Origin of the sequence: Micromonospora sp. DT62, from assembly GCF_049847285.1 — a bacterium.
In the GTDB taxonomy this organism is placed as follows: domain Bacteria; phylum Actinomycetota; class Actinomycetes; order Mycobacteriales; family Micromonosporaceae; genus Micromonospora; species Micromonospora reichwaldensis.
This window is the reverse complement of sequence record NZ_JBNCOB010000013.1, coordinates 13,814-31,192: the sequence shown is the minus strand read 5'-3', so window position 1 is coordinate 31,192 and position 17,379 is coordinate 13,814. Positions and strand designations below refer to the sequence as shown.

At 74.4% G+C, this 17,379-nt stretch carries 13 protein-coding genes; 10 read left to right on the top strand and 3 right to left on the bottom strand.

The window, feature by feature from the left end:
- Positions 1–26 precede the first annotated feature (26 nt).
- The 3 genes from ACPXCB_RS18885 to ACPXCB_RS18875 are packed head-to-tail and all read right to left on the bottom strand — an operon-like array spanning position 27 to position 4,848.
- The gene (locus ACPXCB_RS18885; protein ID WP_425876963.1) at positions 27–1,901 is read right to left on the bottom strand and encodes a BTAD domain-containing putative transcriptional regulator; all 1,875 of its coding nucleotides are present in this window, start codon (positions 1,899–1,901) and stop codon (positions 27–29) included.
- Positions 1,902–1,942: 41 nt separating this feature from the next.
- Positions 1,943–3,493 carry an amino acid adenylation domain-containing protein gene (locus ACPXCB_RS18880; protein ID WP_425876962.1) on the bottom strand — a complete coding sequence of 517 codons (1,551 nt, stop codon included), beginning with the start codon at positions 3,491–3,493 and terminating at the stop codon, positions 1,943–1,945.
- Positions 3,490–4,848 carry an MFS transporter gene (locus ACPXCB_RS18875; RefSeq protein ID WP_425876961.1) on the bottom strand — a complete coding sequence of 453 codons (1,359 nt, stop codon included), beginning with the start codon at positions 4,846–4,848 and terminating at the stop codon, positions 3,490–3,492. The genes ACPXCB_RS18880 and ACPXCB_RS18875 overlap by 4 nt, the downstream gene beginning before the upstream one ends.
- Before the next feature lie 770 nt (positions 4,849–5,618).
- Between ACPXCB_RS18875 and ACPXCB_RS18870 the strand changes: the two genes are divergently transcribed.
- The 10 genes from ACPXCB_RS18870 to ACPXCB_RS18825 are packed head-to-tail and all read left to right on the top strand — an operon-like array spanning position 5,619 to position 17,373.
- A complete protein-coding gene (locus ACPXCB_RS18870) occupies positions 5,619–5,867 on the top strand; it encodes an acyl carrier protein (protein ID WP_425876960.1) in 249 nt (82 codons plus the stop codon).
- Positions 5,864–9,055, top strand: a complete 3,192-nt coding sequence (locus ACPXCB_RS18865; protein ID WP_425876959.1) for a non-ribosomal peptide synthetase — start codon at positions 5,864–5,866, stop codon at positions 9,053–9,055. Before ACPXCB_RS18870 ends, ACPXCB_RS18865 begins: the two co-directional genes overlap by 4 nt.
- The gene (locus tag ACPXCB_RS18860) at positions 9,052–9,777 is read left to right on the top strand and encodes an alpha/beta fold hydrolase (protein ID WP_425876958.1); all 726 of its coding nucleotides are present in this window, start codon (positions 9,052–9,054) and stop codon (positions 9,775–9,777) included. The genes ACPXCB_RS18865 and ACPXCB_RS18860 overlap by 4 nt, the downstream gene beginning before the upstream one ends.
- Positions 9,774–10,514, top strand: coding sequence for an SDR family NAD(P)-dependent oxidoreductase (locus tag ACPXCB_RS18855; protein ID WP_425876957.1), 741 nt, complete (start codon positions 9,774–9,776; stop codon positions 10,512–10,514). Before ACPXCB_RS18860 ends, ACPXCB_RS18855 begins: the two co-directional genes overlap by 4 nt.
- A complete protein-coding gene (locus tag ACPXCB_RS18850; RefSeq protein WP_425876956.1) occupies positions 10,511–11,791 on the top strand; it encodes a glutamate-5-semialdehyde dehydrogenase in 1,281 nt (426 codons plus the stop codon). Before ACPXCB_RS18855 ends, ACPXCB_RS18850 begins: the two co-directional genes overlap by 4 nt.
- Positions 11,788–12,057: an acyl carrier protein gene (locus ACPXCB_RS18845; protein ID WP_151453759.1), complete on the top strand. Its 270-nt coding sequence runs from the start codon at positions 11,788–11,790 to the stop codon at positions 12,055–12,057. Before ACPXCB_RS18850 ends, ACPXCB_RS18845 begins: the two co-directional genes overlap by 4 nt.
- On the top strand, positions 12,054–13,385 hold the full coding sequence (locus ACPXCB_RS18840) for a TrpB-like pyridoxal phosphate-dependent enzyme (RefSeq protein ID WP_425876955.1): 1,332 nt from the start codon (positions 12,054–12,056) through the stop codon (positions 13,383–13,385). Before ACPXCB_RS18845 ends, ACPXCB_RS18840 begins: the two co-directional genes overlap by 4 nt.
- Positions 13,386–13,395: 10 nt before the next feature.
- The gene (locus ACPXCB_RS18835) at positions 13,396–14,634 is read left to right on the top strand and encodes an acyl carrier protein (protein WP_425876954.1); all 1,239 of its coding nucleotides are present in this window, start codon (positions 13,396–13,398) and stop codon (positions 14,632–14,634) included.
- Positions 14,631–16,130 carry a class I adenylate-forming enzyme family protein gene (locus tag ACPXCB_RS18830; protein WP_425876953.1) on the top strand — a complete coding sequence of 500 codons (1,500 nt, stop codon included), beginning with the start codon at positions 14,631–14,633 and terminating at the stop codon, positions 16,128–16,130. Before ACPXCB_RS18835 ends, ACPXCB_RS18830 begins: the two co-directional genes overlap by 4 nt.
- Positions 16,123–17,373 (top strand): type III PLP-dependent enzyme, encoded by a 1,251-nt coding sequence (locus ACPXCB_RS18825; protein WP_425876952.1) that lies wholly within the window; start codon positions 16,123–16,125, stop codon positions 17,371–17,373. The genes ACPXCB_RS18830 and ACPXCB_RS18825 overlap by 8 nt, the downstream gene beginning before the upstream one ends.
- Positions 17,374–17,379 lie beyond the last annotated feature (6 nt).

The window sequence follows — 17,379 nt, the reverse complement described above, 5'->3', positions numbered from 1 at the left end:
CGCGCCGCATGCCCGTACCGGCCGGCTCACCGGCGCGGTCGGGCAGTCGTGGTGGGATGCTGACCGCGCAGGGCCACGACCTGGTCGCACTCCGGGCTGCGGCCCAGTTCGCGCACGTGGGCGCGGACGAGCTCGGGGATCCGGTAGCGGCCGTCCGGCAGCGCCTCGGCGAGCCCCGCGTCGACCAGGCGTTCGGCGGCGACCTCGGCGGCGGCCATCGGCTGGCCCGACAGCGCGGCGAGGTTCGACACGCCGACCAGGCCCCGGTCCAGCCGGCTCAGCAGCCGCAGCGCCCGCAGCGCCACGCCGTCGCCGTCGCCGTAGCGGGTCAGCACCCGCACCGCGCCGGCGAGGCAGTCCCGGATCGACATCGACTCGCAGACCAGGGCGTCGAGCCGGGCGGCGGGGTCGGCCAGCCGGGCGGCGAAGGCGGCGAGCGACCAGTTCTGCCGGGTCGCCAGCCGGGCGGCCGCGATCCGCAGGGCCAGGGGCAGCGCGTCGCAGCGCTCCACGAGCGTGCGCGCCGCCTCGGGCTCGGCGTCCACCCGCTCGGCGCCGAGGTGGTACCGGAGCACGTCGAGCGCGTCGTCCGTGTCCAGGGAGCCGACGGAGACCCGGGTGGCCCCGTCGAGGGTGGTCATCCCGGAGCGTGAGGTGACGATCAGGGCGCAGCCGACGGGCACCGGCCCGAGGACGCGTACCTGGGCGGCGGTCGCCACGTCGTCGAGGACGACCACGACCCGACGGCCGGTCAACAGGGCCGACCAGCCCGACGCGGGGTGATCGCCCGTCGGCGACGACAACCCGAGCGCCTCGGCCAGGACCCGCACCGCCCGGGCGGCCTCCGCCGGCCCGTCGGGTGTCCCCCCGCCCATGGGTACGAACACCGACCCGCCCGGGTGCTCCGCGGCCAGCTCGTGCGCGGCGCGCACCGCCAGGGCGGTCTTGCCGGCGCCGGCCAGCCCCTGGACCACGCCCGGCCGCCCGGACCGCACGCCCTTGACGAGCCGGCCCAGCTCGGCCGCCCGCCCGTGCAGGGCCACCGGGTCGGCGGGGAACCGGGAGGCCGGCGGGATCGGCGTGACCACCCGGACGGGTGGGCGGGCCCCCGGGTGGTGCAGCCGCAGCGCCGGATCGTTGCGCAGGATCCGCTGTTCCAGGTCGCGCAGCGACTCGCTGGGCTCGATGCCCAGCTCGTCGACCAGCAACCGCCGCAGGTCGCGGTACGCACCCAGGGCGACCGCCTGCTGGCCGTCGCGGTACAGGGCGGTCATCAGGTGGGCGTGCAGGCGCTCCCGCAGCGGATGCTGGCTGACCAGCACCTTGAGTTCCGGCAGCAGCATGCCGTGCCGGCCCAGCTCCAGCTCGGCGCCGATGCGGGCCTCGACCGTCGCGATCCGGGTCTCCTCCAGGCGGGCCACCTCGGCCATCACCAGCGGGGTCGGCCGGACGTCGGCCAGCGGGGCACCGCGCCACAGCGCCAGCGCCGCGTCGAACCCCTCGACAGCGGCGCCCGGCAGGCCGGCCGCGAAATCGGCGTGGGCCTGCCTGATCAGCCGCTCGCACTCGCCGATGTCGATCGTCTCCGCGGCGACCACCAGGCGGTAGCCCGGACTGCGGGTGGTCAGGACGCGGCCGTCGCGGTCGTTCAGGGCGCGGCGCAGCCGCCACGCGTACCCGGCGACGAGGCCGCTGGCCGAGGCCGGCGGGTCGTCGTCCCAGAGTTCGGCCACCAGTTGTTCGAGCGACACCACCTGGTCGGCCTTGAGCAGCAGCATCGCCAGCAACGCACGCTGTTTCGCCGAGCCGATCCCCCGCCACTGGACGCCGTCGTGGAACTCCACCGGCCCCATCAACCGGAAACGCAGGCGGGCGGGTGGTGCTTGCCGCGGGATGGGCATCTCTGCTCTCGATTCGTGAGCGTGGTGGGAGTCGGGGCCGCTCAGACCAGTCCGACGTCCGCTGCCAGCCGCCGGCGGTCGACCTTGCCGTTGGCGTTGACCGGAAAGAACTCGACCCGGTGGTACCGCGCCGGCGCCATGTAGGGCGGCAGGTGGTCGGCCACCAGTGCGGCCAGGGCCGCCTCCGCCACGGTGTCGCAGGTGTAGAGCGCGTGCAGCTCGACCGCTCCGGCACCGGGCAGCGCCAGGACGACGACGTCGTGCACCCCCGGGTGCCGGCGCAGGACGGACTCGATCTCGCCCAGCTCGATCCGGTAGCCGTGGATCTTGACCTGGTCGTCGAGCCGGCCCAGGTGGACCAGCTCACCGTCCTCCCGGCGGACCCGGTCCCCCGTCCGGTACCAGCTCGCCGGGCCGGGCGGGCCGTCGACCGGCGTCGTCCGGCGGCCGTCGTGGTCGACGAACCGGCCGAGGTTCTGCGCGGGGTCGAGGTAGCCGTCGAACCGCTGGCCGCCCCGCACGCAGAGCTCGCCGTCGTCCCCGGCGGTCCCGTCGGCCGCCAGCAGGGCCCCCTCCAGGTGCGGATGGATGCGCCCGATCGGCACGGTGTCGTTGCTGGTGCGGGGCCACCGCGCCGGATCGGCGGGAAGCTGGTAGCGGGTGCAGGTGACGGTGAGTTCGGTGGGCCCGTACATGTTCTCCAGGGTGCTGCCCGGCGCGGCGTCCGCCCACGCCCTCGCCTGGGCCAGGGTGAGCTGCTCACCGGCGAAGAGGCTCCACCGCAGGTCCGGCATGCTGCCGGGACGCAGGGTGCGCAGGCGGCGGGCCAGGGAGATCACCGACGGTACGGAGAACCAGTGGGTGATCCGGTTGTCGTTCACGTAGCGGACGGGGGCCAGGGTGTCGCCGGGCGCGGCGACCACCAGCAGCGCGCCGGACGTCCAGGCGACGAACATGTCGAACACCGACGGGTCGAAGGTCAGCTCGAAGGTCTGCGACAGCCGTGACCCCGGCCCCACCTGGTAGGCCTGCACGCAGTGCGCGAGGTAGGGGGCGAGGTTACGGTGCCGGATCGGCACCCCCTTGGGCGTGCCGGTGGATCCGGAGGTGAACAGGGTGTACGCGACGTCGTCGGGGCCGCCGGCGTACGCGTCCGTCCACCGCTCGGCCGGCACGTCGTACCAGCGCTGCTGCGGGGTGTCGGGCAGGTGCAGGACGCCGACCGGCCCGGCCGCCTCGTCGGCCACCCGGCCGCCCGCGTCGTCGGCGAGCAGGGCGTCCACCCCGGCGTGGGCGCAGGTCCGCCGGATCCGCTCCGCCGGCGCGTCGGGGCCGAGCGGCACGACGGTCGCGGCCAGCCGCAGGGTGGCGAGATAGCCGACGTACGCCCCGAGGCTGCGCGACGCGCAGAGCCCGACGACCCGGGGCGGGCGGCCGTGCAGGGCGACCAGCCGGGTGGCCAGCCGCTCGACCCGGTCCAGGAGTTCGGCGTACGTCAGCTCGTGCCCGGCGACGCGCAGCGCCGGGGCGTCGGGATGCCGGCGGACCGCGTCGGTGAACCCCTGGAAGAGCGTCGGGCCGCCCGCGCTCACCGGGAGCCGCCGGTGGTCGCCGCCTCCGGCAGGTCCCCGCCGTCGTCGGCGGTGCCGGCGCCCCCGCTGTCGTCCGGGCCGTCGGACGCCGGGGCGGCGGCCGGGCCGTCGACCTCAGCCATGCGCTCCCGGGTGACCACCTTGAAGAACGGGTAGATCAGCAGTACGCAGAGCACCGCGAAGAAGCCGAACGCCACCTGGTAGGAGAAGAACTCGGCGAGAAGGCCGGCGAGGATCGCGGCGACCGGGGTCATGCCCCAGGCCACGAGGCGGCTCGCGGCGCTGAACCGGCCGAGCATGTCGGCCGGCACCAGGGACTGCGTGATGAACCGGGAGTTGACCGTCCACATCGTGCCGCCGGCACCGGCGAGGAACGCCGCCGCGCCGATGGCCCAGGCGCTGGACGGCGCGGCGGGCAGCAGCGCCGGGGCCGCGACGAGGGCGAAGGCGCCGACGATGTCGGTGAACATGGACCAGCGTCGGCCGATCCACCGGTTGACCGGCCCGACGATGACGGTGCCGATCACCCCGCCCGCGCCGAGGCCGGTGAGCAGGAAGCCGTACTGCCGTTCGTCGAGGCCGAGCGGGCCGCCGACGGCGTAGACCGGGATGAGGGCCAGCCACGCCGCCCAGCAGCCGGCCATGATCGCGATGAGCAGCGCCATCGTCCGGAGCAGCCGGTGCTGCCAGAGGAACCGGAGGCCCTCGCGGATGTCCTCGTTGACCGAGCGCTTGCGCACGGGGGCCGCGACCTTGAAGTTGCCGACCAGCAGGAGCAGCAGGACCGCGCCGGCCACGTAGGCGAAGCCGGTGACGCTGAGCGCGAGCCCGAACCCGACCGCCACCAGGAAGCCGCCGATCGGCTGCCCGGCGAAGCCGTTGAACAGGTATTCCAGGGCCGTGATCCGCGCGTTGGCGGTCTCCCAGCGGTGTTTCGGCACGGCCGACGGGACGATGGAGACTCCGGCGATCCCGGCCACCACGTCGGCCAGGCCGATGACCAGGGCGGCGGCGTAGATCAGCGCCAGCGTGGGGCTGGCGAAGAGTACGGCGACGAGGAGCGCGCCGACGGAGACCATCCGGGCGATCTCGGCGCCCATCAGCAGGGCCCGCCGGTCCATCCGGTCGACGAAGACCCCGACGTGCAGCGCGGCCACCAACCACGGCAGGCTCATGATGGCCGCGACGGCGGTGACCACGACGGGTGATCGACTGATCTGGGCGGCGAGCAGCGGGAGGGCGATCCGGGCCACCGCGTCGGCGATGTTGGTGGTGCCCGTGAAGATGACCAGAATCCATTCGTTCCGCCTGGCTCCGGGCGGATCCGCCTGTGCTGTGGTTTGAGCTGTGGCCACGACAATCCCTCGCACGGTCTTGAATTGGGAGAAGTGAATCAGAACTCCGCCGCGGAGTTCGCACAGCACCCGGACAAACGATAAGGGACCATTTACCCGACCGCGCTTGTCAATTAGCTGACACACAATGCCGGGCGGGTCGGGGACCGATCCTGCACTTCCGCCCCGGCCATCGCCGGCAATTCCGATCGAACCGGTCGCCGGGGCTGAACGGAGTCGCAGGTCATCGGGGTCCGCGCGTTGACAGGGTGCTCGTACGGGTATCGACAGGCGGCTCCAACAATCGCGGAAAGTCCCTTTCGCGCCTTATGGGAATACTCTGCGTTGCGCTGGTTGCACCATAGGTCATCCGGGGGAACGTGTCCATCCTCACGTCAGTGGGTCGGCGCCCCTTCCGGCGGCGGCGACGACAGCCCGTCCGGGACCCGAATAATACGTACGGGGGTTTCTGTCGCCCCGTGCCGGATCTGGGGCGATTACGGCGGCATTGCCGCCTCGCCGGGCACCGCCTCCCCGCCTCCGCCACTGGCCAGCGCCCCTTTTACGCCACCCCGCCCGGAAGCCGAACGGGCTCCGGGGTGCCGCCCGAATCAGCGACCAACGACATTCCATCCCGGGAACATCGAGAGAACATCGGCGCCGGGATGCTCGGACCCGTAGAACTTCCAAGCGCAAATTCTGTCGACCCCCACCTCGATCGGCGGCCCGGCTCCTCGCCCGGTTTCCGATCATTGCGGCGCGGCCGACCTCAAGGTGAACGGGAAGCAGGGATGACGACTCCAGCTGACCTCGACACGACGATCGCGAAGTACGCGTCGGTGGCCTTCGACGACTCGACCCCCCTGCTGGAGGCCGGCCTCGAATCGCTGTCCCTGCTGCGGCTCGCCGTCGAGCTGGCCGAGGACGACGACGCGGAGATCGACGCCACCCGCCTGGTGGACCTTCGCACCGTCGGTGACCTCAAGCAGTGGCTACGCGAGCTGAGCGCCGTGGGCGCCGAGACCGGGGGCACACGGTGACCACGACAGCCGGGACGGAACCCGCGACGGACACCGGGCCGGTGCGACTGCCGATCACCGAATCGCAGAAGGGGCTGCTGGTCGTCAACGAACGCTCGCCCGGCCGCGCCGTCTACAACCAGCTCGTCCGCTTCGACATCGACCCGTCGATCCCCGACGAGACGATCGAGCGCGCGCTGACCACGGTGGTCGCCGTCCAGCCGGCGATGCGCCAGGTCTTCGGGCTGCTCCCGGAGATGCACGCGCGGCTCACCCCGCCGCCGGGTCCGGAGGACTTCCCGCTCGAACGGGTCACGGCCCGGCTGCGCGACTTCGAGGAGGCCGTCGGCGCGGCGCAGCGGCGGATCGGCCGACCCGAGTTCGACCTGGCCAACGGCCCCGCGTACCGCTTCGCCGTCGTCCGCTGCGTCGACGAGCCCCGGGTGGCCGTCCTCCTCTGCGACCACCACATCATCCTCGACGGCGTGTCGATGGGGCCCCTGGTGCGGGACCTCCAGGAGGCGCTGTCCGGCCGCCTCGCCGGGGTGGAGGTCGAGCAGCGGCGCGCCGCCCGCGAGAAGGCCTTCGTCAAGGAGCTGGCGGCGCAGAACCGCACCGCCACCTCCGACCGCGTCGTCGACCGGTCCCGGGAGTGGGCGGCCCGGTTGCGGGAGGTCCCGCCCCTGGTGCTGGCCCCCCTGCCCGGCCGCGCCGCGCAGACGGAGTTCACCGGCGACCGGGTCAGCTGGTACCTCAGCCAGGCCGAGACGGCCGCGCTGTCGGAGACCTGCCGGCGGCTGGAGATCTCCCCCTTCGTCTTCTTCTCCGGCATCTACGGCACCGTGCTGGCCCGGCACGGCAACGTGTCCAGCGTCCTGGTCGGCAGTCCGTTCATGGCCCGCCGCACGATCGGCGCCTTCGACCTCGGCGGCTTCTTCGTCAACACGTTGCCGGTCACCGTCGACGTGGAGTGGAGCCGCACCGTCGACGAGCATCTCGGCAAGGTGGTCCGGGAGTCCATCGACTTCTGCCGCGCGAACGTCGACGTCACCTTCAACCGGCTCGTCGCCGACGTACGGCCCGACCGGTCCAGCAACCGCAACCCGCTGTTCTCGGCGATGCTCGCCATGCAGGACACCTTCACGCCCGAACCGGGCGGGGCCGTGCTGCGGGTCCTGGAGCCCGGCAACGGCACCGCCAAGTTCGACCTCTGGCTGGGCGCCACCCCCGTCGACGGCCGCTGGCTGCTCGAACTCGAGTACGACCGGCAGCTCGTCGCACCGGTCGTCGCCGACGGGCTGCTCACCTCGCTGCGCGACGCCGTACGCGGGGCGGTCCGGGACGGCTCGCAACGGCTCGGTGACCTCTTCGCCGACGCCTCCGCCACGGCCAGCGTCCGCTCCGACGGCTGGACCAGCCCGCTGACCGGCGACACGCCGTGGGACTGGGTGACGGCGGCGGCCCGGCAGCGGCCCGACGCCCCCGCGATCGAGGACCCGACCCGCCGGCTCGACTATCGCCAGCTGCTGGCCGAGGCCGAGCGGATCAGCGCCGGGCTCGCCGCGCACGGCGTCGGCCCCCGGGCCGTGGTGGGCCTCGCCGCGACGACGCTCTGCGACACGGTGACCGCCATCCTGGCCATCCTCCGCCGGGGCGCGGCGTACCTCCCCCTGGATCCGGGCCTGCCCGCCGAGCGGCTGGAGTACATGGTCCGGCGGGCCGGCTGCGAGTTCGTCGTCGGCGAGGCCCTGGTGCCCGACGTGCCCACGGTCGCGGTGGCGGACCTGGCCGCCACGACGGAGCCGGTGCCCGACCCGCTGGCCGATCCCGACGCCCCGATCTACGTGATGTACACGTCGGGCTCCACCGGGCAGCCCAAGGGCGTCCAGATGGGACACCGGCCCCTGGCCAACCTCACGAGCTGGCAGATCGCGGCCCTCGGCATGGACGCCGAGACCCGCTTTCTCCAGTACGCCCCGCTCGGCTTCGACGTCTCCTTCCAGGAGATCCTGCCGACCCTGGCGGCGGGCGGGACGGTGGTCTCCCGCGAGCCGGCCGACCGGCGGATGTTCACCGCCGTCCTCAGCCGGATCGCCAGGACCGAGGTGACCCACGTCTACCTGCCGGTCGCGGCGCTGCGCCCCCTGGTGCAGACCGCCGCGAGCCGGGGCACCCGGTTGCCCGCGCTGCGCTACCTGTGCGTCTCCGGCGAGCAGCTCATCGTCGACGACGAGATCCGCGACTTCTTCCTCGCCCACCCGCACTGCACCCTGGTCAACCTGTACGGCCCCACCGAGACCCACGCGGTCACCTCGCACCGGCTGTCGTACCGGGACGCGGTGTGGCCGACCCACGTGCCGATCGGCCAGCCGTACCCACGGGTGAGCGCGTACGTGGTCGACGCCACCGGCCACCTCGCCCCGCCCGGCGTCGCCGGCGAGCTGCTCCTGGGCGGGGACTGCCCCGCCGACGGCTACATCAACGACCCGGAGATCACGGCCGAGAGGTTCGTGCCCGACCGGTTCTCCGGCGCGCCCGACGCGACCATGTACCGCACCGGGGACCTCGTAATCCGCGACGACCGGGGCGACCTGGTCTTCCTGGGCCGGATGGACACCCAGGTCAAGATCCGGGGGTACCGGATCGAGCTGGGCGAGATCGAGGCGGTCGCGAACCAGGTCGACGGCGTCCGACAGTCGGTGGCGGTGGTCCGGGGCTCCGGGGCCGACCGGGAACTCGGGCTGTTCGTCCGCCCCGACCCGGACTCGACCGTCGATCCGGAACAGGTCCGTCAACGGCTGACCACGGCGCTGCCGGTCTACATGCGTCCCCTGTGGATCTTCCCCGTCGACCGGGTCCCGACCACGCCGACCGGCAAGACCGACCGCGACGCCCTGCTGCGGCTCGCCGACGAGCTGCTGGTCGAGCAGCAGAGCGCCGACACCGCCGAGGTCGCGTACGCCGACGATCTGGAGCGGGAGCTGGCCGGGCTCTGGGGCGGGGTGCTCGACGTCGAGGGCATCCGGCCGGACCGCCCGCTCATCGAGTACGGCGCCCACTCGCTGAACATCTTCACCACCCTCGCCGAGGTGCAGGAGCGCTACGGGGTGGCGGTGCCGCTGGTCGACTTCTTCGCCGCGCCCACCGTGGCCACCCTGGCGGGGCTCGTCCGCTCGGGACGCGGCGGCGACTCGGCGGTGACGCCGTGACGACCAGGCTGCCCGGCCGGCTGGTCCCCCTGCTGCGGCGGGGCGCCCGACCGGCGTGCGTACTGCTGCCGGGCGCCGGCGGCGGGCTGCACCCCTACCTGCGGCTCGCCGCAGCCATCGGCGAGACCCACAACGTCGCGGCGGTACGCGCGGCCGGCCTGCTGCCCGACGAGGAGCCGGAACTCAGCATCGCCGAGATGGCCGACGCGGCGGCGCAGGCGCTGGACGCGGACGGCACGGTCCCGGCGGCCGTCCTCGGCTGGTCCCTCGGCGGCTCGGTCGCCTGGGAGCTGTGCGTCCGGCTGGCCGAGCGGGGGCACCTGCCCGATCTGGTGCTGGTGGACGCGACGCCGCTGCCGCGCCGCGCCACGGCCGAGGAGGACGCCCGGGTCCGCGAGACCGTCGTCGGGATGCTCGGGCCGCGCCCCGCCCCGGCGACCGTCGAGCGGGTCCGGCGGGTCTTCGACACGCAGGTCGCCGCCCTCGCCGACTACCGGGCCGAACGGTCGTACGCCGGCCGGGTGCTGATGCTGATGTGCACCGACGAGGAGTTCGGGTTCCGCGCCGAGGCCGAGGCCCGGTGGCGGGAACTGGCGCCGGAGCTGAGCGCCGGGCGGCTCGACGCCGGGCACTTCGACGTCTTCGACCCCGAGCGCCTGCCGCAGCTCGTCGACGAGGTGACGCCGTTCATCGGCCGGGCCTCCGGCGCGGTGCTGCGATGAGCCCGCTGGCGGTCGTCAGCGGCGGCACCCGGGGCATCGGGCTCACCTTCAGCCGCCGGTTGGTGAAGCTGGGGCACCGGGTGGTCGCGCCGTACCGGGGTGACGCCGTCGCGGCGGCGTCGGCGGCGGCCGAGCTCGGCGCCGCGTTCCACCCGGTCCGGCTCGACGTCGGCGACGCCGCCGCGGTCGGCGCCGCCGTGGAGACGGTCCTCGCGGAGCACGGCCCGCCGACCGTGCTGGTCAACAACGCGGGCATCAACATCGACCGGCCGTTCCTGGAGATGTCGACCGAGGACTGGCGGCGGGTGCTGGACACCAACCTCTCCGGCGTCTTCCACCTGACCCGGGCGTTCGCGCCCGCGATGCTGGCGGCCGGGCGCGACGGCGTGATCGTCAACGTGGGGGCCACCACCGGCATCCGCCCCCGCCGCAACGGCGTGAACTACTGCGCCAGCAAGGCCGGCCTGCTCCAGCTCACCAAGTGCCTGGCGCTGGAGCTGGCGCCCCGGATCAGGGTCAACTGCCTGATCCCGGGCATGACCGAGACCGACGAACTGGTGACCCGGTTCCGGCTGGACGACCCGGCCGCCCGGGCGGCGGTGGTCGCGGAGATCCCCCGGGGCCGCATCGGCACCACCGAGGAGATCGCCGACGCCCTGGAGTTCCTCGTCGGGCCGGCGAGTGGATACCTGACCGGGCAGAAGCTGATCGTGGACGGTGGGCAGTTCATGTGGTGACCGATGTGGACGAGATCCTGGACGGCGCGACGCGGGCCCGGGCCGAGCTGCCCCCGCCCGGCGACGGGCGCTACGACCGGTACTGCGCGGCGCTCGCCGACCGGCTCGCCGCCGGCTGGGCCGACGTCCTGGCGGCGAACGCCACCGACGTGGCCCGGGGCACCGAGGCGGGCCTCGGCCCCGAGCTGGTGGACCGCCTGGCGCTCGGCAAGCGCCACCTCGACGCGCTGGTCGACCTGATCGCGCGGACCCGTGCGGCGCTGCCGGCGGTGACCGCACCGAGCGCCGGGCACCAGGCCGGCAACGGCGCGACCGTACGCCGGCTGCCCAAGCCGCTCGGCGTGGTTCTGATGATCTTCGAGGCGCGACCGACGGTGACGGTGGAGGGCGCCCTGCTCCCGGTGGCGGTCGGCAACGTGGCCGTCCTGCGCGGCGGGTCGGAGATCGCGGCCACCAACCGGGCCCTCGCCGTCGTCGTCGGGCAGGCGCTGGCGGACGCGGGGCTGCCCGCCGGCACCGTACGGATCGTCACCGACCCCGACCGCCGGCTGGTGCGGGCCCTGCTGAAGCGGCACGACGCGGTCGACGTGCTGATCCCCCGGGGCAGCCCGACGCTGATCGACTACTGCCAGACCAGCTCCACCATCCCGGTCATCGCCAGCGGCGGCGGGGTCAACCACCTCTACGTCGACCGCAGCGCCGACCTGGAACTGGCCGCCCGGATCGCGCTCGACAGCAAGCTGGGCGAGCCCACCGCGTGCAACACGCTCGAACTGGTGCTGGCCCACGCCGACGTGGCCGAGGAGCTGACCCGGGCCCTGCTCCGGGCGGGCGCCGGGCTGGCCGAGCCGTGGCTGCTGCGGGTCGACTCCCGGCTGGCCGCCGCCGTGCCCGCCGGGGCGCCGGTGGCCGAGCTGACCGCCGCCGACGACGGCCGCGAGTTCCTGGAACGCGCGGTCGGCATCCGGCCCGTCGCCGGCCTCGACGAGGCGGCGGCCCACATCCGCCGCTTCGGTTCCCGGCACACCGAGGGCGTGGTGGCCACCGACCCGACGGTCGTGGACGGGTTCCTGGCCAGGGTGGACGCCGCCGCGCTGGTGGTCAACGGCTCCCTGCGCCTGCACGACGGCCCGACGATGGCGCTGGGACCGGAGCTGTCCATCAGCACGGGACGGCTGCACGTACGCGGGCCCGTCGACCTGTCCGCCCTGCTGACCTGGAGCTGGGTCGTCGACGCCGGGGGCAGGCTGCGCGGCGACGGGACGGAGGCGGCATGACGGACCGGTCCCTGATCAACGAGGCGGTGAAACGGCTGGTCGTACGCGAGTCCCGGCTCGCGGTCGACCCCGGCACGGTCGACGACCACGAGCCCCTCAACGGCGACCTGCTGCGGGTCAACTCGCTCGGTTTCCTCGGCATGCTCGTCCGGCTGGAGGACGAGCTGGACGTGACGCTGCCGGACGACATCTTCGCCGGGCGGGTCTTCACGACCGTCGCGGACCTGGTCGACGTCGTCGCCGACGTGGTGAAGGAGGAGTCGTGACCGAGACGCCCCGGGCCTGGCGCAGCGTCCTGCCGCACCTCGGCTACGAACTGCCCGCGGACGTGACACCGGAGAACACCGACGGCCCGGTGACCGCCACCCTGCCCCTGGAGCTGATCCGGCAGAGCGTGTCGGCCCGGGAGTTCTGGCCGATCCCGGAGCCGGTGGCCGAGCGCTACCGGGCCTACCGGCCGGCGCCCCTGTGGCGGGCCCGCCGCTTCGAGGCCGAGATCGGGGCCACCGTCCCGATCTACGTCAAGTACGAGGGCGGGAACATCTCCGGCAGCCACAAGTTCAACACCGCGCTGGCGCAGGCCCACTACTACCACCGGGCGGGCTTCCGGGAGCTGGTCACCGGCACCGGCGCCGGGCAGTGGGGCAGCGCCCTCGCCGCCGCCTGCGCCGCGTTCGGCATGGCCTGCACCGTCTTCATGGTCGGCGGGAGCCTGCGCGACAAGCCGTACCGGGGCAGCCTGATGCGGCTCTACGGCGCGGAGCTGCACGCCAGTCCCAGCCCGCTGACCGGGGTGGGACGCGCCGCCGCCGAGCAGCCGGGGCAGGGCAACAGCCTCGCGCTGGCCATCGGCGAGGCCGTCGAGTACGCCCGGGCGGATCCCAAGCGGGCGTTCTGCATCGGCAGCGGCGAGACGTACAGCATCCTGCACCAGTCGGTGATCGGCCTGGAGGCGATCGACCAGCTCGCCGCCGTCGACGCCACCGTGGACGCGGTGATCGGCTGCGTGGGCGCCGGCAGCAACTTCGGCGGGCTGGCCCTGCCGTTCTTCGCCGCCTGGCGGGCCGGCGAGCTGGAGGTGCCCGCCGACCTGATCGCGGTCGAGTCCAGCGCCACCCCGAAGCTGACCCGTGGGGTGTACGCCTACGACCACACCGACTCCACCGGCACCGGCCCGATGGAGCCGATGTACACGATCGGCAGCGGGTACGCGATCCCCGCGTCGCACTCGGCCGGGCTGCGCTTCCACGGCGCGGCGAAGCTGATCTCCGCCATGCGGCACCGGGAGCAGATCTCGGCGCTGGCGGTGGGCCAGCGGGAGGCGCTGACCGCCGGCCGCACGTTCGCCCTGACCGAGCTCGTGCTGCCCGCGCCGGAGTCGGGTCACGCGCTGGCCGCCGCCGCCCGGGTCGCGACCGGGCGCGAGTCCGGGCATCCGGCGCGGCACGGGGTGCTGGTCTGCGTCAGCGGGCACGGCCTGCTCGACCTGGCCGCGTACGACAAGCTCCTCGCCGGTCTGCCCGAGGACCGGCCGGCCGACGCGGACGCGTTGCGGGCGGCGACGGCGTCGCTCCGCGCGGTCCACGAGATCTGAAGGGCGTGACATGGTCGCTGTGCCTGCGGTGCCGACGCGCAGCCGGGAGTGGACGCCGGTGCTGACCGGTCTCCGCGCCGACCTGCTGGACTGCGTCCAGGTGAACCTGGCCGCGCTGGCCGACCGGGCCTACGGGCCCAGCGCGCACCTGGCGCTCGGGGCCACCCTGCGCTTCCACACCGCCGAGGGGCCGGCCGGGACGCCGGCGGTGACCGCGTCGGTGGACCAGCGGCTGGCCGAGGCGGCCGACCTGCTCGGCCTGCGGGTCGCCCGACGCTGGGACGACGTGCCGGGCGCGCGGCTGCGCGAGCTGGTGGCGGAGCACTCGCCGCTCTACGTGGTCGCCGACACGTTCACCATGAGCTGGCTGCCGTACGCCGGAAACCAGCACATGGAGCACAGCTTCCTGCTGGTCGACGCCGGTGAGCACTACGTCGTGGTCGACGGCTACCACAACTCCACCCAGTGGGGTGACGCGCGACCGGGGACGTGGCGGATGTCGGCCGCCGACTTCGACGCGGCGGTGCCCCGCGCGACCGCGATGACCGTCGTCGCCGACGGCGCCCCGGTGCTCGACCGGGCGGCGGTCCTGCGGGACAACGCCGCCGCGTTGCGCGCCGAGGCCGACCGGATCGAGGACTACCTGGCGGCGGTCCAGCGGCGGGCGGGCGAGGCGGAGGCGGCGGCCCAACTGGTCCTCGACGTGTGGCTGCTCGGCCGGTCCCGGGCCCTGCACGCCGCCTGGCTGGCCGGCGACCCGGACGCCGCCGACGCGGCACGGGAGGCCGCCGCCCGCGCCGACGCCTGGCTCGCGCTCGCCGGGCAGAGCTACGTGGCGATGCGCCGGGTCCGCCGGGGCGGCGTCTTCCCCGCCCCCGTCCTCGACCAGCTCGCCGGCCTGCTGCGCGACGACGTGGCGCTCGCCGGGCGGCTAGCCGACGCCGGGCCGGTGCCACCACCGCGGGGCGGGTCGACCGCCGACCCGGGCCGGATCCGCGAGGTGCTGGCCGACGAGGTGCGTGGCGTCCTCGGCGTCGGCCCTGAGGTGCCGGTCGACGGGCGTCCACTGCGGACGCTGTCGGGCTTCAACTCGTTCCGGCTGGTCGAGGTGATCGAGCGGGCGGAGACCCGGCTGGGGGTGGAGCTGGACCCGGACGACCTCACCGGCCCGGCCCTGCACGACCTCGACTCGCTGGGCGCCGTGTTCGAGCGGGCCCGGCCCGCGACGCAGGGGGTGTCAGGCCGGTGAGCGGGCTGCTGCACGAGCTGCTGGACCGCACCGCGGCCGCCCGGCCGGACGCGCCGGCGATCGCCCACGGCGACCTGGTCCAGAGCTACGGCGAGCTGGACGCCGCCAGTCGGCGGCTCGCCGGCTGGCTGGCCGGACGGGGTGTCCGCCGGGGCGAACGGGTGGTGGTCTGCCTGCCCACCGACCCACTGCTGCCCGCCCTGCTGTACGCCTGCTCCCGGGCGGGCGCCGTGTTCAGCGTGGTCAACGACCAGTCCCCCGCGATCGCCCTGGCGCACGTGCTGACCGACGCCGAACCGGCGCTGCTCGTCACCGACAACCCCCGGGCGCTCGCCGTGGCCGCCGAGCACGGGGTGCCGGCCGTCGGCACGGCGGAGCTGCGCCGGATCGTGCGCGACGGCCCCGACGCCGAGCCGGCGGCGGCCCCGCTGGCCGTCGACCCGGTCTGCCTCATCTACACCTCCGGCAGCACCGGCATGCCGAAGGCCGTGGTGTCCACCCACGCGCAGGTGGTCTTCGCCGCCGGGGCCATCGCCGCCCAGCTCGGCTACCGCGCCGACGACGTCGTGTGGTGCGCCCTGCCGCTCTCCTTCGACTACGGCATGTACCAGATCTTCCTCAGCACGCTGGCCGGCGCCCGGCTGCACCTGGCCTCCCCCGCCGACACCGGCCCGACGCTGCCCCGGCACCTGGTGAACAGCGGTGCGACCGTGCTGCCCGCGGTGCCCGCCCTCGCCCGGGGCCTGGCCCGGATGCTGTCCCGCCCGGGCACGGCCGTGCCGGCGTTGCGCCTGCTCACCAACACCGGCGCGGCGATGCCGCCCGAGGTCATGCGCGACCTGCGCGCCCGGATCCCCACGCTGCGCGTACAGCTGATGTTCGGGCTCACCGAGTGCAAGCGGGCCGCGATCATGCCGGTGGACGAGGACCTGCGCCGGCCCGGCGCCTCCGGGCGGGCCCTGCCGGGCACCGAGATCCTGATCGTGGACGCGGACGGCGCGGCGGTGCCGCCCGGCACCGTCGGCGAGATCGTGGTCCGGGGCCCGCACGTGATGGCCGGCTACTGGCGTCGCCCGGAGCTCACCGCGCAGCGCTTCCCCCGCGCCGAGGGGCTCTTCCCCCAGCTGCGCACGGGCGACCACGGCTGGCTCGACGCCGACGGCTACCTCTACTTCGTCGGCCGGCGCGACGACATCTACAAGGAACGCGGCATCCGCGTCAGCGTCACCGAGGTGGAGGCGGCGGCGTACCGGATACCGCAGGTGCAGGCCGCCGCCGTGCTGCCGCCCCGCGCCGAGGACGGCGGTGACTCGGCCACCCTGTTCGCGGTGACCGAGCTGACCGCGCCGGAGGTGCTCGCCGCGCTGCGCACCGAACTCGACGAGATCAAGACGCCCCGGACCTGCCTGGTCGTGCCGGAGATCCCACTGACCCGCAACGGCAAGGTCGACCGGGCGGAGCTGTACCGGATGTGGTCGGAGCGCGCCCGTGTCTGAACTCGCGGAACTCTTCGACCGGCCGGACGCGCCGCAGACCCCGGCGTACCTCTACGACACCGACGAGCTGGCCCGCTCGTACGCCGCGCTGCGGGCCGCCCTGCCCGGGCCCGCCGAGCTGTTCTACTCGCTCAAGGCCAACCCGCACCCGACGGTGGTCGCCGACCTCACCGCCGCGGGGTGCCGGGCGGAGGTCTGTTCCCCCGGCGAGCTGCGCGTCGCGCTGGCGGCCGGCTGCGACCCGGCCGAGATCCTCTACACCGGCCCCGGCAAGCGGGACGTCGACCTGGTCGAGGCCGTACGGGCCGGCGTCGGGCTCTTCTCCGTCGACTCGCCGTACGGGCTGGACCAGCTCGACCGGGTGGCCCGCGAGCACGGCGTCGAGGTACGCGCGCTGGTGCGGATCAACGACGACACCCCGGCCCCCGGGCAGGGGCTCACCATGACCGGCGTCGCCTCGCAGTTCGGCGCGGACGTGCGCTGGGTGCTGGACCGGCCCGAGCTGTTCGGGCCGCGCCGGAACGTGTCCCCGGTCGGGTTCCACCTCTACATGGGCAGCAACGTCGACGGCGAGGACGCCCTGCTCGCCCAGTTCACCCAGTCCGTCGACACCGTACGGCGGCTGGCGGCGGCGACCGGGACGCAGCCGGAACTGATCGACCTGGGCGGCGGCTTCGGGGCGCCCTTCGCGCGGGCCGGCGACCGGCCGGACCTGCCGAAGCTGGCGGACCGGCTGACGGCGTTGCTGGGCGACGCCTTCCCGGGCTGGCCGGAGCGCGGGCCGGGGGTGGCTTTCGAGTCCGGCCGGTACCTGGTCGGCACCTGCGGCACGCTGGTCACCCGGGTCCTCGACGTGAAGCGGTCGCAGGGCGCCACCGTGGTCGTGCTGGAGTCGGGCATCCACCACCTCGGCGGGATGTCCGGGCTGCGCCGGCTGCCCCCGATCGTGCCGGACCTGGTAACCGTGGACGCGACGGCCGGCGCGCCGGTGCCCGGGACCATCGTCACCGGTCCGCTGTGCACGCCGCTGGACACGTGGGCCCGCGCCGCAGCCCTCCCGCCACTGGTCCCGGGCCAGCTGGTCGCCGTGCCCAACGTGGGCGCGTACGGCCTCTACGCCAGCCTGGTGGCCTTCCTCGCGCATCCCATGCCGGTCGAGGTCACCGTCGCCGGGGGCCGGATCACCGGCGTGACCCGGCTGGAGCTCACCCGGCACACCGTCATCGGCAGCGACAGGGGTTGATCTGAC

Excerpts from the sequence above, each read along its gene's own strand:
- ACPXCB_RS18885 (WP_425876963.1), bottom strand. The coding sequence starts at position 1,901 with ATGCCCATCCCGCGGCAAGCACCACCCGCCCGCCTGCGTTTCCGGTTG.
- ACPXCB_RS18845 (WP_151453759.1), top strand. The coding sequence starts at position 11,788 with ATGACGGACCGGTCCCTGATCAACGAGGCGGTGAAACGGCTGGTCGTA.
- ACPXCB_RS18870 (WP_425876960.1), top strand. The coding sequence starts at position 5,619 with ATGACGACTCCAGCTGACCTCGACACGACGATCGCGAAGTACGCGTCG.
- ACPXCB_RS18835 (WP_425876954.1), top strand. The coding sequence starts at position 13,396 with ATGGTCGCTGTGCCTGCGGTGCCGACGCGCAGCCGGGAGTGGACGCCG.
- ACPXCB_RS18855 (WP_425876957.1), top strand. The coding sequence starts at position 9,774 with ATGAGCCCGCTGGCGGTCGTCAGCGGCGGCACCCGGGGCATCGGGCTC.